Genomic DNA, 14,911 nt, shown 5'->3' with positions numbered 1-14,911 from the left:
GCGCCGATTGACCAGAGTTCGATAGAACCGGAACGGAAACAGATTTCCAATTGACCACTTTTTCAGACCTTGGCCTGAGCCAAAAAGTTCTTACCGCGGTGACAGATGCGGGATACACAATTCCAACACCGATCCAGGCAGGCGCTATACCGCCTGCTCTGCAGCGGCGTGATATCCTTGGCATAGCCCAGACAGGAACCGGCAAGACGGCGTCCTTCGTGCTGCCGATGCTGACACTGTTGGAAAAGGGCCGTGCCCGCGCCCGCATGCCGCGCACGCTCATTCTCGAGCCGACGCGGGAACTGGCCGCCCAGGTTGCCGAGAACTTCGAAAAATACGGCAAGAATCACAAGCTCAATGTTGCATTGCTGATCGGCGGCGTGTCCTTCGACGAACAGGACCGCAAGCTTGAGCGCGGCGCCGATGTGCTGATCTGCACGCCCGGCCGCCTGCTCGACCATTGCGAGCGCGGCAAGCTGCTGATGACCGGTGTCGAAATCCTGGTGATCGACGAAGCCGACCGCATGTTAGACATGGGCTTCATCCCGGATATCGAGCGCATCGCCAAACTGATCCCGTTCACGCGCCAGACGCTGTTCTTCTCCGCGACCATGCCGCCGGAGATCCAGAAGCTCGCCGATCGCTTCTTGCAAAACCCGGAACGCATCGAAGTCGCCAAGCCGTCGTCGACCGCAGCCACGGTGACGCAGCGCCTGGTCGCGACGCACAGCAAGGATTACGAAAAGCGCGCCGTGTTGCGCGACCTGATCCAGAGCCAGGACGACCTGAAGAACGCCATCATCTTCTGCAATCGCAAGCTGGATGTCGCCGAACTCTACCGCTCCCTTTCGCGCCACGGCTTTTCGGTCGGCGCATTGCACGGCGACATGGACCAGAGTTCGCGCACCAAGATGCTTGCCGGTTTCAAGGACAATGCCATTACGCTTCTGGTGGCATCCGACGTCGCGGCCCGCGGCCTCGATATTCCGGATGTCAGCCACGTCTTCAATTTCGACGTGCCGATCCATGCGGAAGACTATGTCCACCGCATCGGCCGCACGGGCCGCGCCGGTCGTTCGGGCGCTGCGTTCACGCTGGTTTCCAAGCGCGACACAAAATTCACGGATGCCATCGAGAAACTGATCGACAAGAAGATCGAATGGCTGAACGGAGATCTCTCCGCTCTGCCCGCTCCGATGGAAAGCCATGACAGTGGTCGTTCCGAGCGCGGTGGCCGTGACGGCAAGCGCGGCGGACGTCGCAATGACAAAGATCGCGATCACGCTCCCCGCCCGGGTGCCGACCGCGCGGCAACCGGTCACAAATCGGACACCAAATCAGACGATATTCCTGCAGCCCCCGAACCAGTCGTAGCAAAGGCAGAACCTGTGAGACCAGAACGCAAGGCAGAAACGAAACCGCAGAATGCCGGCCGTAACAGCAACCGTCCTGCTCCCCAGCCGTATCCTGCCAACGACGACAACCGTGATCGCCGCAATCGCTACCGCCGCGACCAGGACGACGGCCCGACGCCGATCGGCTTCGGCGACGATATTCCGGCCTTCATGCTGATTGCCGGCAAGGCCTGATCATCCAGGCAGTCGCATGGCGCATCCAGGTATAGATTTCCCCGGTGTGGGCTCTGGGCTTGCCGTCTTGAATGACGGCAAGCTTTTGCTTTGCAAGCGCCTGAAGGCGCCGGAGGCCGGTCACTGGAGCATCGTCGGCGGCAAGGTCGATCATATGGAACCGGCGGCCGACGCCGCGCGCCGCGAGGCCGAAGAGGAAAGCGGCCTGATCATACATTCCGCCCGCTTCCTCTGCCTCAGCGAGCAACGCGTCGAGGCCGACCGCCAGCATTGGGTGTCGCTGATTTATGTGACGGATGACTTTTCCGGCGAAATCAGGCTGATGGAGCCCGACAAACTCTCGGAAATCGGCTGGTATGCGCTCGATGACCTGCCCCAGCCGCTTTCGGTCTTCGCGCAAGATGCCATCAAGGCGCTGAAAGTCCAGGCTATTTCTTAGCGCGCAGGGCCGCCTCGTAGGCAAGCCTCACCCAACGCGCCATCTCATCCGGATCGTCGAAAGCCTCTTCCGGGATCGACCAATAGGGCATCTTCACCGACTTTCCCTTGCCGTCATAGGCCCATTGCACGCTGCCGGCTTCTTCGAATTCCGGCGCGCTTTCGCCGTCTGCCTTCAGCAGAATGTCGCCGCTGACTTCCAGCGCCACGATCAAGCTTTCGAAATAGATGCCCTTGCCGCCGAACATGCGTTTGACGGTGACGGGGCCAAGCGCGGAAAACATCTCCTCGATCGCAATATTGTCCATCAGATCAGCCTTTCAGAATGCCTCCGGCGGCGAGGATCGCCTCCGGCGTGTCGAGATCGAGATGCGCGGCCGGTCCGATATCCACGTCGATCACCGGCAGCCCCGCGCTTTCTATGATATGCCGAGCACCGATGTCTCCCTGCAACTGACGGACCGCCTCGAACGTCGAGCGTGGCAGGATGACGGGGTTGCCACGCTTGCCGTCCGAGACGGCGCGGATGATCGTCTGCCCCCGCTCCGCCTTGAAGGCGGCGGTCAGCGCCTTCAGATCTTGCGCCGTCACCCAGGGCATGTCGGCGAGCATGATCAGCACGCCGTCGGCATCTGTTGCAACTGCGTTCAGGCCGCAGACCAGCGATGACGCCATGCCGGTGGCGTAATCCGGATTTTCGGCAGTGATGACATCGAGCCCTGCAAGGGCGGCGCGAATCTCGTCTTGCCTATGACCGGTCACCACAATTATTCGCCCCGCGCCAGCCCCGAGGGCGGCCTGCGCGCTCCTGCGGATCAGTGGGACACCGTCGAATTCGGCGAGCAATTTGTGCCGACCCGCCGCGCCCATGCGGCTCGCCTTGCCGGCAGCCAAGAGCACGATCGAGACGGAAACCGGCTTCTCCTGTAAACCCGTCAACGCGCGCGGCAAGGGGCGTGTGGGTATTTCCATCAGCAGCCCTCCGACGCCGAGCCCCGTAATATCCTCCGAACCCGGCCGTTCGCCGGCAAGAATCCGATTCAGGATCCAGCCAAAGCCGTTTTCCTTCGGGCTTCGGGCGCAGCCGGGCGCGCCGATGACCGGGAGGTCGCCGACCTGGCCGAGAACCAGTAGGTTTCCGGGATCGACGGGCATGCCGACATGATCGACCCTGCCACCGGCAAGCCGGATCGCCGCCGGAATCACATCATCGGCATCGGCAACGGCCGAGGCGCCGAAAATGATGATCATGTCGGCATCCCGCCTTGCCTCGGAAATGGCTGAGGCCACGGCCGGCGCCGTATGGACAACACGTATTTCGCAGACGAGCGTGCTCGCCGACAGGCGAAGGCGATCCTCGAGGGTGCGACAGGTCTTTTCCATCACCGACGGCTTCAGGGACGGCAGCATGGTGGCGATCAGCGCAACGCGATGCGCCGCGAACGGCTTGACCCGGAAAGCCTCCTCGCCTTGCAGAACGGCCGCGGCCTGCGTGACAAGGCGACCCGCGACCGCCAGCGGAATGATCTTGATCGTCGCCACCATGTCGCCGGCGCGAACCGGTACGTGATCCGCCAGACAGGCCAAGGTGATCGCCGGATCGATGCGGTTGAGACGATCGACGACGGAACGGCTGGCGACGAACAGGCCGTCCACGGCGGCATGCACATTGATCCGCCCGGTGGCGGCTTCCGAGAATGTCAGATGGTCGCGATCAATCGCATTGGCGATCCGGGCAGCGGCCTCGTCCTCCAGCAGATCGCCCGGCTCCAGCCGTGCCACGACCACCTCGATGATACCAGCCGCCTGCAGTGCGAAAATATCGTCAGCGGAGAGAAGACGGCCCTTGGCGAGGCGACTATCCTGCAGCTTTGCGGAATGCGCGAGAACCGTCCCCTCGGCCTCAGATACCGCGACAGGTCCAAACTTCATGCGCTTGCCTTCCGCCCGCCGATGACATCGCGGGTTCGCAGCGTCTGGATGATCTCGGCCAGGATCGCGACTGCGATTTCGGCAGGGCTCGAGGCGCGAATATCAAGACCGATCGGCGCACTGATACGGGCAATCGAAGCCGCGTCCAGTCCGGCCTGCATCAGCCGCTCGACCCGACGCGCATGGGTTTTCCGGCTACCGAGCGCCCCGACATAGAAGCAGTCGGCGGCAAGAGCTGCGGCCAGCGGGAAATCATCGATCTTCGGATCATGGGTGACCGCGACGAGCGCCGTATAGGCATCGAGCGGCATGTCTTTCAGCACATCCTCGGGCCAGTCGGCGAAAAGCACCGTCTGCCCGAAGCGCTCGGGTGTCGCAAAAGCGCTGCGCGGATCGATGATCCTGAGGTCAAAGCCGGCGATCGCGGCCATGCCGGCCAGGGCTTGCGAAATATGCACCGCACCGATGACGACGATGCGCGGCGGCGGCAGGTAGACATTGATGAAGAGAGAATGTCCATCGATTTCGATCGTCGCGGATTTTCCTGTCCGCAAGGCAGTTTCGACGGCTGGCGCCACGGCTTCATCCACAGGCTCGCCTTCGAGAAAGAGGCTGGAGGCGCCACTGTCGAGTCGTGTCACCGTGACGGCGGCGATACGGCTGCCACGGGCTTCATTGATCCTTCGCAGAAGGTCCAGCCGCATCGACGCTATCCCAGCCTTTCGACATAGACACGGATGCGGCCACCGCAGGAAAGGCCCACCTTCCACGCAGTCTCATCGGCGACGCCGAATTCGAGGATCCGTGTGGTTCCCGAGGCGATCACGTCAGCCGCCTCGCCAATCACGGCGCCCTCGACGCACCCACCCGAGACGGAGCCGTGAAAATTGCCGTCGGCATCAATGACCAGATGACCGCCGACAGGTCTCGGCGCCGAGCCCCAGGTTTCGATCACCGTGGCAATGGCAACGCCACGGCCGGACGTGCGCCATTCTTCGGCGATGGTCAGGGGATCGGGTATAAAGGCCTGGCTCGACATCTCTTCTCCTCCCTTCAGCGCCGCGTCAAGAACCGGCGCGGATCGGCGTCCCGCGACGACCGGCCGGAAAGGGCATCGGCCAGATCGGACACCGCTGCAAGGTTATGCACCGCACGGAATTCGTCAACATGCGGCAGCATGGCCCGAACGCCCCGGGCCCGCGCCTCGAAACCATCGAACCGCAGCAGCGGATTGAGCCAGATCAGCCGGCGGCAGGATCGATGCAGCCGGTCCATCTCGGTTTCCAGTTCGCCGACATCTTCGCGCTCCAGCCCGTCGGTGATCAGCAGGACGATAGCGCCCTGCCCGAGGACACGGCGCGACCAGAGATGATTGAATTCGTGCAGGGTCTCGCCGATCCGTGTGCCGCCGGACCAGTCGCGAACAGCCTGCACGCACTCATCCATCGCCTCGTCCGGATCGCGATTGCGCATTTGCCGGGTGACGTTGCTGAGCCGCGTGCCGAACAGGAAGGTGTGCACGCGCCGGCGTTTTTCAGTCAGCACATGCAGGAAGTGCAGGAAGATGCGGGTATACTGGCTCATCGAGCCCGAAATATCGGCGAGCACGACCAGCGGCGGATGATTAGTTTTTGGCGCACGGAAACGGGGCAGGATGAGATCGCCACCGGTTTTCAGCGCATCCCGCATGGTCGCGCGCGGGTCGATACGCAACTGACGGTGCGAGGCCCGAAACCGGCGGGTCCTGACCTCGTCCATCGGCAGGACGAGCGCCGACAACGCCTTCTTTGCCTCGTTTATCTCGGCCGCCGACATCTGGGCGAAATCCGTCTGGCGGAAAAGTTCGCGACCGGAGGCGGTGAACCGTGCATCGATCTCGATATCGGGTTCGTCCCGCACCGGCCGCTGTGCATCGCGATCGGCAAAGAGCGCATCGCTGACCCGCGCTTCACCCGTTCTGCGCTTCTCCTTCTCGCGATGGTCGGGTGCTACCGGCGACATCATCGCGATCATCTTGCCGATCAGATCGCGCGACCGCCAGAACAGCCGGAAAGCCTCGTTGAAAAGGGCCTGGTCCTCGTGCCGCTTGACGAAGATGGATTGCAGCGTGGCGTGGAACTCCTCGCGCGATCCGATGCCGATGAGACCGACGGCGTCTATCGCGTCGGCGACCGCGCCTGGACCGATCTTCAGGCCGGCCTTGCGCAGGGCGCGGGCGAAAAAGACGATATTGTCGGCAAACCGCCCGTCGCCCGGCGGGAGGGTCGGAAGAACGGCGCCATCGCTGGATTGCGCTGCCGTTGCCATGGTCAGCCCGTCGCCAGGAGTTCGGCCTTGACCTCATCGAGAAGCTTGCGGCCATCACCGCCTTCGATGCGCGCTATGTCGTCCTGGTACTTCAGCAGCGTGCCCAGCGTGTCCGAGATGGTTTCCGGATCAAGCGCCAGGCGATCGAGTTCGGTCAGGGCCGTCGCCCAGTCGATGGTTTCGGCGACGCCGGGATTCTTGAAGAGATCGATCGTGCGCAGTTTCTGGACATAGGCGACGATCTCGCGCGACAGGCGTTCGTTGCAGCCCGGAACCTTGCGGCGGATGATCTCCAGTTCTTGCGCGGCTTTGGGATAATCGACCCAATGGTAGAGACAGCGGCGCTTCAGCGCATCATGCACTTCGCGCGTGCGGTTGGTGGTGATGATGACGACAGGCGGTTCCTTGGCCTTGATCGTGCCGAGTTCGGGAATGGTCACCTGGAAATCCGACAGCACTTCCAGAAGGAAAGCTTCGAACGCCTCGTCGGTCCGGTCGAGTTCATCGATCAGGAAGACAGGCGCCTTGCCCGTCTCGGCCGAAATAGCCTGCAGGACCGGACGGCGGATCAGGTATTTTTCCGAAAAGATGTTGCTTTCAATGGCGCGTCGGTCAGCCGCTCCCGCTGCTTCCGAAAGCCGAATCTCCAGCATCTGCGCCGGATAGTTCCATTCGTAGACGGCCGAGGAGACATCGAGCCCCTCATAACACTGCAATCGGATCAGAGGCCGGTCGAGCGCCTTGGCGAGAACTTTTGCAATCTCGGTCTTGCCGACACCCGCCTCGCCTTCGAGAAACAGCGGGCGTTTCATTTTCAAGGACAGGAAGAGCACGGTCGATAGCGCGGTTCCGGCGAGATAATCGCCCGCTTCCAGCATTTCCGCTGTTTCCGAGATGGACGATGGCAATGCGCCGTTTACGTATATCGTCATGGTTCCTCCGCTCCTCAGAGGAAATCTATAACGTGCGGTAATCCCGGTCCAGATAGACCAAGGCCGGTTTTTGCTCGCCGAGCGTCACCGCCACGACCTCACCAAAAAGGACGATGTGGGTGGCCACCGTCTTGATGTCGATCAGTCGGCAGTCGAAGGCGGCAACAGCCTCCTGCAGGACCGGGGCTCCTGTTTCGAGCTTGCCCCAGGTGCCATGCTCGAAGCGCGCGGAGGGATCGACGTTGTTCTTGCCGGAAAAGACATGGGCAAGATCCATCTGCTCAGCGCCGAGCAGGTTGAGCGCGAAACTGCCGCTCTCGGCGAAGATGCCATTCTTCGGATTGATCGCGTTCAGGCACACCAGCAGCGTGGCCGGATTGTCCGACACCGAGCAGGCCGCCGTGATGGTGACGCCACGGCGCTCGCCTTCATGTTCGGCAGTCACGATATGCACGTGGCCCGCAAGGCGGCTCATGGCGTCACGGTAAGTCAGCGGGTCCAGTTGGGTCTTGTCCAACACGGCAGTCTCCAGATCGGTATTTGTCTCTAACACATAGACGCTGCGCGAAAATATGAAACCCGTCGCCCGGTTTTTCTTGGTCAATCGCGGCAATTGCCGTCCATGCATGAGCCGGCATCTTTTCCTTTGACCCCTGCCGCCACATCTTTAAAACATGGCCATTCTTCATCTGGAAAACAGCATGCTCCGTTTCATCGCCGCCAGCCTCCTCATCGCCGCGTCGGTGCAGGCAGGCCCTGCCCTCGCCGCCGGCCTGAAAATTGCTGTCGTCGCGCCGACGGAGGGGCCGTTCGCGCTGCTCGGACAACAGATTCTCGACGGCGCCCGCTTCCAGGCCGAGGATCGGGGCTCGGAAATCATCATGGTGCCGGAAACTTGCGAGGCCAAGGATGGAAGCGAACTGACCAAGACGCTGCTTGCGACCGGTGCCGAGGCGGCGATCGGTTTCCTGTGCACGGAAAGCCTGGAGGCAAGCCTCCCGGCGCTCGCCGAATCCGGCATTCCAGCGATCACGCTGAGCGTGCGTTCCGATATTCTGATGGAAGACGCGCTGAAGAAGAAATGGCCCTTCTTCCGGCTGGTGCCGAGCGCCAAGGCGGAGGCGGCCAAGGTGACCGAGGTCATCCTGTCGCACTGGAAGAACGAGCCCCTGGCGCTGATCGAGGACGGCACTATCCACGGACGCGAACTGGTCGAAAGCGTGCGTGGCGCGCTGGCCGATATCGGCCTCACCCCGGTCTTTTCCGACACATACCGGCCGGCGCAGGAGCAGCAGGTGAGCCTGGTGCGGCGCCTCGCCAAGAGCGGCGCGACACATGTTTTTACCGGCGGCGACCGCGCGGATACGGCGGTCATCGCCCGCGATGCCGCCTCCGAACAGGTCGCGCTGACCTTGATGGGCGGCGAGACGCTGGATGCGGCCAATCAGCCGGTGCCGCTGGCAAATGGCGTGCTTGCGGTCGCCTTGCCTGACCACGCCAAAGAGCCCGATGCCAAGGCGACGGTCGATCTGATGGTGGCGGCAAAGCTGGTTCCGGAAGGTTACGTGCTGCCCGCTTTTTCCGCCGTCACGCTGCTGGAGCAGGCAAAGGATCAGGCCCTTGAGGACGAAACCAAGCTCGGCGAAGCCCTGCTCAAAGGGCCGTACCAGACCGCCATTGGCCCGATCCGTTACAACGCCAACCATGAACTGGCCGACAATCCGTATCGCCTGCTGCAATGGCAGAACAACCGCTTCGTGCCGGCAGCTGCAGTGACCGGAACGGAATGATGCCGACGGGAACGCGCAATGCGATCACCGACGTTGCCGGGTTGAAAGTCGGCAATGCACAGAACCATCGCCTGAAATCCGGCGTATCCGCCGTCGTTTGCGATCAGCCGGCGGTCGCCGCCGTTCAGATTCTGGGCGGAGCGCCGGGAACGCGCGAAACCGACCTGCTGGAACCGCACAATACGGTGCAAACCGTCGATGCCGTCATTTTGTCCGGCGGCTCCGCTTTCGGTCTCGACGCTGCCTCCGGCGCACAGGCGGCGCTACGAGAAATGGGCCGGGGTTTCCCGGTCGGCAATCTCAACATCCCGATCGTCCCGGCCGCCATCCTGTTCGATCTCATCAATGGCGGCGACAAGGATTGGGGAATGTACCCACCCTACCGCGAACTCGGCTATCAGGCCGTGCGGGCAGCAAGCCTCGATTTTGCCACGGGAACGGCCGGTGCTGGTACCGGCGCGCTGACGGCCGGCTTCAAGGGCGGGCTCGGTACCGCCTCGACGGTGCTCGACAACGGCATCACGATCGGCGCCCTGGTTGCCGTCAACGCGCTGGGATCGGTGACGATCGGCGATACCGGGCATTTCTGGGCCGCACCGTTCGAGGAGGGCCAGGAATTCGGTGGCCTCGGCATGCCGCATCCTTTTCCCCAGAATGCCCGCGACCTGCGCATCAAGTTCCGTGACGGCCAGCGTGAAACCCAGAACACCACGATCGCCGTCATCGCGACCGACGCTGTGCTGACCAAGGCTGAGGCCAAGCGTCTGGCGATCGCAGCCCATGACGGTTTCGCGCGCGCCATCTGGCCTTCGCATACGCCGCTCGACGGCGACCTTGTCTTTGGGCTGGCGACGGGTGCGATCGGCAAGACGGTCTCCCTGCCGGACTTCATCGATCTCGGTGCGGCCGCCGCATCGACCATGGCGCGGGCAATCGCGCGCGGCGTCCATGACGCCGTGGCGGCGGAAAACGATCTCCTTCCGGCTTGGGCATCGCGAAAGGACCACGGATAACGGCAAAGTGCGGGCCGTCAATGTTGTTCGCAGCGAAAAGCAATGCTATTGCCCGCAAAACAGTTGGAGCCCCTGATCATGCCCCTGCCGATCCGCATCGCCCCGTCCATTCTCGCCGCCGACTATGCCAAGCTGGGCCAGGAAGTGCGCGATGTCGTTGCAGCCGGAGCCGACTGGGTCCATCTCGACATCATGGATGGCCATTTCGTCCCGAACATTTCCTTCGGGCCTGATGTTATCAAGTCGCTGCGGCCGCACACCGACGCCTATTTCGATTGCCACCTGATGATCGCGCCGGCCGATCCTTATCTCGAAGCCTTTGCCAAGGCCGGTTGCGACAGCATCACCGTACATGCCGAGGCCGGCCCGCATCTCGACCGCTCGGTGCAGGCGATCAAGGCGCTCGGCAAGAAGGCCGGCGTCTCGATCAATCCGGCCACGCCCGAAAGCGTGCTCGACTATCTGCTGGACAAGCTCGACCTAATCCTGGTGATGACGGTCAATCCGGGGTTCGGCGGCCAGAAATTCATTCCGGCGATGGAAGAAAAGATCCGCCGCATCAAGGCCATGGTCGGCGACCGGCCGATCGACATCCAGGTCGATGGCGGCATCGCGGTCGATACGATCGCCTTGCCGGCCTCCGCCGGCGCCAATGTCTTCGTCGCGGGCTCGGCGATCTTCAGCGGCGGCCATGTTGACGCCTACCGCAAAACCATCGACATTCTGCGCAGCAATGCGACGGAGGGACGCGGGTGAGATTGACGGGCGGATTGGCGGTTGCACTGGTTTCGGCCGCCCTGTTCGCCGACACGGCTCTCGCCGCCGATATCGCCTCCTTCCGCTCGATCGGCTTCTCCGATGACAGCGGCATCTATGCCTTCGAGGAATATGGCGTCGAGGATGGCTCGGGCTTTTCCTTCTCCAACATCTTCTTCATCAACACGCAAAATGACTCCTTCTTGCCGGGAACGCCGATCAGGGTGCGCGTCGAAGACGAGGATTCCGGTCTGAGCAAGGCGCGGGCGGAAGCCGCGAAGAAGGCGGCCCCGCTTGTCGATAAGTTCGATCTGAACGGGCGGCCGGGCCTGCTTGCCGCCTTCAACCCGCTGACCGAGACACAAAGCCCGGCCCATCATCTCACCTATCTGGAATATGCCTCCGAACCGGCATTCGGCGGCGAATATGTCCTGACGCTGCAGGAGCGCAATTTCCCGGCGGCCGAGCGCTGCAAGGAAATAACGCCGGAATCTCCGGGCTTTCACCTGGCCTTCGAGACGGAAGACGGAAAGCCGTCCAACCGTGAAGTCTATGCCGACACGAAAATTTCCGACAGTCGCGGCTGCCCGACCGGTTACAGGCTCGCCGGTGTCGTCGTCGACCAGCAGGACGGCAAGCCTGCGACCCATGTTGTCATCGTCCAGGTCATGAGCCTCGGCTTCGAGGGCCATGACGGTCGCTGGATCGCCGTGCCGGTGCACGTGGCACCATGACATCATCGAACAATGCGGCAGAAGAAAAGCCCGCAGGCTTTACGCGGCGGACCGTTCGGCGCTTTTTTGCCTCGTTGCCCAGCGCCCGGGAAATTCTGATTGGCGGGCCGGTCTGGGGCGCGATGATGGCGGTGTCGGCATTGTTGGCGCTCTATCTGCGCAACGGCGCCCAGACCTATCAAATCGTAAGCATCCTGCTGCTTTTCTTCTGCGGTGGCATCATCGCTTGGCCCTGCGCTGTGTTTCTCGGACGTTTCGGCGCGATCGGGCGCCGAGGCGAAACCCGGTTCGCGGCCTTCTTTCTTTGCCTGACGGTCTGCACGATTGCCGCCACCGCCTTCATCTTCGCCATGGATTACCGGCTGTTCTATGCGCAGTGGCATCAGCCCTTCGGCACCAGGATATGGATGTACCAGTTCGTCTTCACCTCGGCGGCGGCGGTCTACCAGTTCGTCGTCATGGGTATTCGGCTCTATCTCCCGGTCGGTTTCGCCGCGCTTGCCCTTGCCAGTCTGTGGCTTGCCCGCCGGACGCCCGACCCGCAACGTTGAGATTGCAACGTTGAGATTGGTGGCCATCTTTGCTAGAGGCTGCTCAACTCCCTCCGTGACGAAAGCTGAAAGCCCATGATCCCGCGTTACTCCCGCCCGGAAATGGTGGCCATCTGGTCGCCCGAGACGAAATTCCGCATCTGGTTCGAAATCGAGGCCTATGCCTGCGACGCGCTGGCGGAGTTGGGCGTAATCCCGAAGGAAGCGGCAAAGACGATCTGGGAAAAGGGCGGCGCCGCCACCTTCAACGTGGCGCGCATCGACGAGATCGAGGCCGTCACCAAGCATGACGTCATCGCCTTCCTCACCCATCTCGCCGAATTCGTCGGTCCCGACAGCCGCTTCGTTCACCAGGGCATGACATCTTCCGACGTGCTCGACACAACGCTGAACATCCAGCTTGTTCGCGCCGCCGACCTTCTGCTCGCCGACATGGACCGCGTGCTGAACGCGCTCAAGGCCCGCGCTTTCGAACACAAGGATACGGTTCGCATCGGCCGCAGCCACGGCATTCATGCCGAGCCGACCACGATGGGCCTGACCTTTGCCCGTTTCTATGCCGAGATGAACCGCAACCGCGCCCGCCTCGTCGCTGCCCAGGCAGAAATCGCCACCGGCGCGATTTCCGGTGCTGTCGGCACCTTTGCCAATATCGACCCGCGCGTCGAGGAATATGTCTGCGAACAGCTGGGCCTGGTTGCCGAGCCGATCTCCACCCAGGTCATCCCGCGCGACCGCCATGCCATGTTCTTCGCAACGCTTGGCGTTATCGCCTCGTCGATCGAAAACGTCGCTACCGAAATCCGCCACATGCAGCGCACCGAGGTTCTGGAAGCGGAAGAATTCTTCTCGCCCGGCCAGAAGGGCTCGTCGGCGATGCCGCACAAGCGCAATCCGGTGCTGACGGAAAACCTGACCGGCCTTGCCCGCCTGGTCCGCATGTCGGTCGTACCCGCGTTGGAGAACGTGGCTCTCTGGCACGAACGCGACATCAGCCATTCGAGCGTCGAGCGCACCATTGGCCCGGATACGACCATCACCCTCGACTTCGCCCTCAACCGTCTTGCCGGCGTCGTCGAAAAACTGGTGATCTACCCGGAAAACATGCTGAACAACATGAACAAGTTCCGTGGGCTGGTGATGAGCCAGCGCGTGCTTCTCGCGCTCACCCAGGCCGGTGTATCGCGTGAGGACAGCTACCGCCTCGTGCAGCGCAATGCCATGAAGGTCTGGGAAAAGGGCGCCGATTTCCTTGAGGAATTGCTGGCTGACGCTGAAGTGCGCGCGGCTCTTTCGGAAAACGAAATCCGCGAAAAGTTCGACCTCGGCTATCACACCAAGCATGTCGACACGATCTTCAACCGCGTGTTCGGCTGACATGTTCGGGGAGCCCAAGCGGCTCCCCGGCTTCGCCGGCCATGCGCCTGCTTGTTCGATTTTGGCCCAATTGACTCAAGTTTGAACGTTTTTCCAAAGCCTTCCGTCATTCTTTCGTGAGACGCTGCGTCAAAGAACGAAAAAGCGGGAGTGGTCGGAAATGCCGTACCAGCAGGTCATCGAACGCAAGTCGGCGCGCACGACGACGAAATTTACCGGCGAAGTCACGTGCAAGGGCGGCATGAGCCGAGGCATCGTCAAGGATCTTTCCTCAGCCGGCATCTGCTTCCAGCTCTATTTCGACATCAATGCAAAGACCGGAGAGGAAGTCTCGATCCAGAGCACCGAATTCGGGCATCTGACCGGCGTGGTGAAATGGTATCGCGGCGACAGGATCGGCGTCCGTCTCGATCCCTCCTCCAAGACGGCGGCGCAGATTTCATCCTACTATAAGTATTTCCGGTAGACCGCCAGAAGCCCCATCAGCCAAACGCCGCCCTTCTACGGGCGGCGTTTGCGTTGGAGGACTTACTTGCCCATCGGCGGGATAACCAGCTTGCGGTAGAGATGCCAGGTCGCATGACCGAGGATCGGCATGATCACGGCGAGACCGACGAAGACCGGGATCGAGCCCAGGACGAGCCCCCCGGCAACGATCAGCCCCCAGACCGCAACGGGCACGGGATTGGCGAGCGTCGCACGGATGGACGTGTCGATCGCGGCGACCGCGCCGACGTCACGGTCGAGCAGCAGCGGAAACGCCACGACGACGCTCGACAGCACAATGATAGCAAAGACGAGGCCAATGGCATTGCCGACGAGGATCAGGTTCCAGCCCTGTTCCGTGCCGACGACCTGATTGAAGAAGGCCGACATCGACGCCGGCGGCACGTCGCCGAACAATTGCGCATAAAGCGACTGGGCAACCAGCAGCCAGGCAACGAACATCGCCAGCAACATGACGGCGAGACCGATGATAGATGCAAAAGCCGGCGAACGGCGGACATCGAAGGCATGCCGCCAGTTGGTGTTCATGCCGAGTTCCCGGCGCCGGCTGATCTCATAGAGCCCGATCGCGGCAACAGGCCCCAGCAACGCAAAGCCCGATGCCAGCGGATAGAGGATCGGCAGCATGTTGGCGCCGGAACTCCAGGCGGCCAGCACCACGCCCGCGATCGGGTAGATCATGCAGAGAAAAACGTAATGCGACGGTTTCGCGCGAAAATCTTCCCAGCCGAGGCGCAGCGCGTCGAACACATCGGAAACCGCGATCTTGCGAATTCCCGGATGCACGAGTTCGGCGCTGGATCCTGCCATTACATGAAAGGCTGTCATGACGAATTCTCCTCCTTGAACAAGCATCGTCATTGCAATTCGAGAACAAGCAGCGGTCAGGTTGCGGAGATTCAGATAAAGTCCGGTCCTATCTCCGTGCTGTCGTTCATCGGCGGCATCGGCCGTCCCGGAACGTCGTGACCAGGCGACCCGTGCC

The 14,911-nt window shown here is 62.1% G+C and carries 17 protein-coding genes; 9 read left to right on the top strand and 8 right to left on the bottom strand.

Annotation, left to right across the window (positions count from 1 at the left end; genetic code table 11):
• Nucleotides 1–50 precede the first annotated feature (50 nt).
• Both ACST81_RS12755 and ACST81_RS12750 read left to right on the top strand, forming a co-directional pair.
• Nucleotides 51–1,589: a DEAD/DEAH box helicase gene (locus ACST81_RS12755; protein WP_438748158.1), complete on the top strand. Its 1,539-nt coding sequence runs from the start codon at nucleotides 51–53 to the stop codon at nucleotides 1,587–1,589.
• Nucleotides 1,590–1,605: 16 nt separating this feature from the next.
• A complete protein-coding gene (locus ACST81_RS12750) occupies nucleotides 1,606–2,028 on the top strand; it encodes an NUDIX domain-containing protein (RefSeq protein WP_438748156.1) in 423 nt (140 codons plus the stop codon).
• On the opposite strand, the gene ACST81_RS12745 is transcribed toward ACST81_RS12750, so the two are convergent.
• The 7 genes from ACST81_RS12745 to ACST81_RS12715 are packed head-to-tail and all read right to left on the bottom strand — an operon-like array spanning nucleotide 2,018 to nucleotide 7,673.
• The gene (locus ACST81_RS12745) at nucleotides 2,018–2,335 is read right to left on the bottom strand and encodes a TfoX/Sxy family protein (RefSeq protein WP_438748154.1); all 318 of its coding nucleotides are present in this window, start codon (nucleotides 2,333–2,335) and stop codon (nucleotides 2,018–2,020) included. The genes ACST81_RS12750 and ACST81_RS12745 overlap by 11 nt on opposite strands.
• Nucleotides 2,336–2,339: 4 nt before the next feature.
• Nucleotides 2,340–3,959, bottom strand: a complete 1,620-nt coding sequence (locus ACST81_RS12740) for an NTP transferase domain-containing protein (RefSeq protein WP_438748153.1) — start codon at nucleotides 3,957–3,959, stop codon at nucleotides 2,340–2,342.
• Nucleotides 3,956–4,663: an XdhC family protein gene (locus ACST81_RS12735; protein ID WP_438748151.1), complete on the bottom strand. Its 708-nt coding sequence runs from the start codon at nucleotides 4,661–4,663 to the stop codon at nucleotides 3,956–3,958. The genes ACST81_RS12740 and ACST81_RS12735 overlap by 4 nt, the downstream gene beginning before the upstream one ends.
• A gap of 5 nt (nucleotides 4,664–4,668) precedes the next feature.
• Nucleotides 4,669–4,998, bottom strand: a complete 330-nt coding sequence (locus ACST81_RS12730) for an XdhC family protein (RefSeq protein ID WP_438748150.1) — start codon at nucleotides 4,996–4,998, stop codon at nucleotides 4,669–4,671.
• 14 nt (nucleotides 4,999–5,012) lie between these two features.
• On the bottom strand, nucleotides 5,013–6,266 hold the full coding sequence (locus ACST81_RS12725; protein WP_438748148.1) for a vWA domain-containing protein: 1,254 nt from the start codon (nucleotides 6,264–6,266) through the stop codon (nucleotides 5,013–5,015).
• Nucleotides 6,267–6,268: 2 nt separating this feature from the next.
• Nucleotides 6,269–7,198: an AAA family ATPase gene (locus ACST81_RS12720; protein ID WP_438748146.1), complete on the bottom strand. Its 930-nt coding sequence runs from the start codon at nucleotides 7,196–7,198 to the stop codon at nucleotides 6,269–6,271.
• Between the two features lie 25 nt (nucleotides 7,199–7,223).
• The gene (locus ACST81_RS12715) at nucleotides 7,224–7,673 is read right to left on the bottom strand and encodes a flavin reductase family protein (RefSeq protein WP_438753544.1); all 450 of its coding nucleotides are present in this window, start codon (nucleotides 7,671–7,673) and stop codon (nucleotides 7,224–7,226) included.
• 226 nt (nucleotides 7,674–7,899) lie between these two features.
• On the opposite strand from ACST81_RS12715, the gene ACST81_RS12710 reads away from it, so the two are divergent.
• The 7 genes from ACST81_RS12710 (at nucleotide 7,900) to ACST81_RS12680 (ending at nucleotide 13,885) form a co-directional block, all read left to right on the top strand.
• Nucleotides 7,900–8,988: a branched-chain amino acid ABC transporter substrate-binding protein gene (locus ACST81_RS12710; protein WP_438748143.1), complete on the top strand. Its 1,089-nt coding sequence runs from the start codon at nucleotides 7,900–7,902 to the stop codon at nucleotides 8,986–8,988.
• Nucleotides 8,985–10,001 carry a P1 family peptidase gene (locus ACST81_RS12705; RefSeq protein ID WP_438748142.1) on the top strand — a complete coding sequence of 339 codons (1,017 nt, stop codon included), beginning with the start codon at nucleotides 8,985–8,987 and terminating at the stop codon, nucleotides 9,999–10,001. The genes ACST81_RS12710 and ACST81_RS12705 overlap by 4 nt, the downstream gene beginning before the upstream one ends.
• A gap of 78 nt (nucleotides 10,002–10,079) precedes the next feature.
• Entirely contained in the window at nucleotides 10,080–10,757 is a 678-nt protein-coding gene (gene rpe / locus ACST81_RS12700) for a ribulose-phosphate 3-epimerase (protein WP_438748140.1), read from the top strand.
• Nucleotides 10,754–11,491 carry a DUF2259 domain-containing protein gene (locus tag ACST81_RS12695; protein ID WP_438748139.1) on the top strand — a complete coding sequence of 246 codons (738 nt, stop codon included), beginning with the start codon at nucleotides 10,754–10,756 and terminating at the stop codon, nucleotides 11,489–11,491. The genes rpe and ACST81_RS12695 overlap by 4 nt, the downstream gene beginning before the upstream one ends.
• A complete protein-coding gene (locus ACST81_RS12690) occupies nucleotides 11,488–12,042 on the top strand; it encodes a hypothetical protein (RefSeq protein WP_438748137.1) in 555 nt (184 codons plus the stop codon). Before ACST81_RS12695 ends, ACST81_RS12690 begins: the two co-directional genes overlap by 4 nt.
• A gap of 75 nt (nucleotides 12,043–12,117) precedes the next feature.
• Nucleotides 12,118–13,419: an adenylosuccinate lyase gene (purB, locus tag ACST81_RS12685; protein ID WP_438748136.1), complete on the top strand. Its 1,302-nt coding sequence runs from the start codon at nucleotides 12,118–12,120 to the stop codon at nucleotides 13,417–13,419.
• Nucleotides 13,420–13,579: 160 nt separating this feature from the next.
• Nucleotides 13,580–13,885, top strand: coding sequence for a PilZ domain-containing protein (locus ACST81_RS12680; protein ID WP_438748133.1), 306 nt, complete (start codon nucleotides 13,580–13,582; stop codon nucleotides 13,883–13,885).
• Between the two features lie 62 nt (nucleotides 13,886–13,947).
• On the opposite strand, the gene ACST81_RS12675 is transcribed toward ACST81_RS12680, so the two are convergent.
• Nucleotides 13,948–14,754, bottom strand: coding sequence for a DUF2189 domain-containing protein (locus ACST81_RS12675; RefSeq protein ID WP_438748132.1), 807 nt, complete (start codon nucleotides 14,752–14,754; stop codon nucleotides 13,948–13,950).
• Between the last annotated feature and the right edge of the window lie 157 nt (nucleotides 14,755–14,911).

Source organism: Pararhizobium sp. O133 (assembly GCF_051669845.1).
Lineage (GTDB): Bacteria > Pseudomonadota > Alphaproteobacteria > Rhizobiales > Rhizobiaceae > Pararhizobium.
This window is presented reverse-complemented; position numbering and strand designations above follow the sequence as displayed.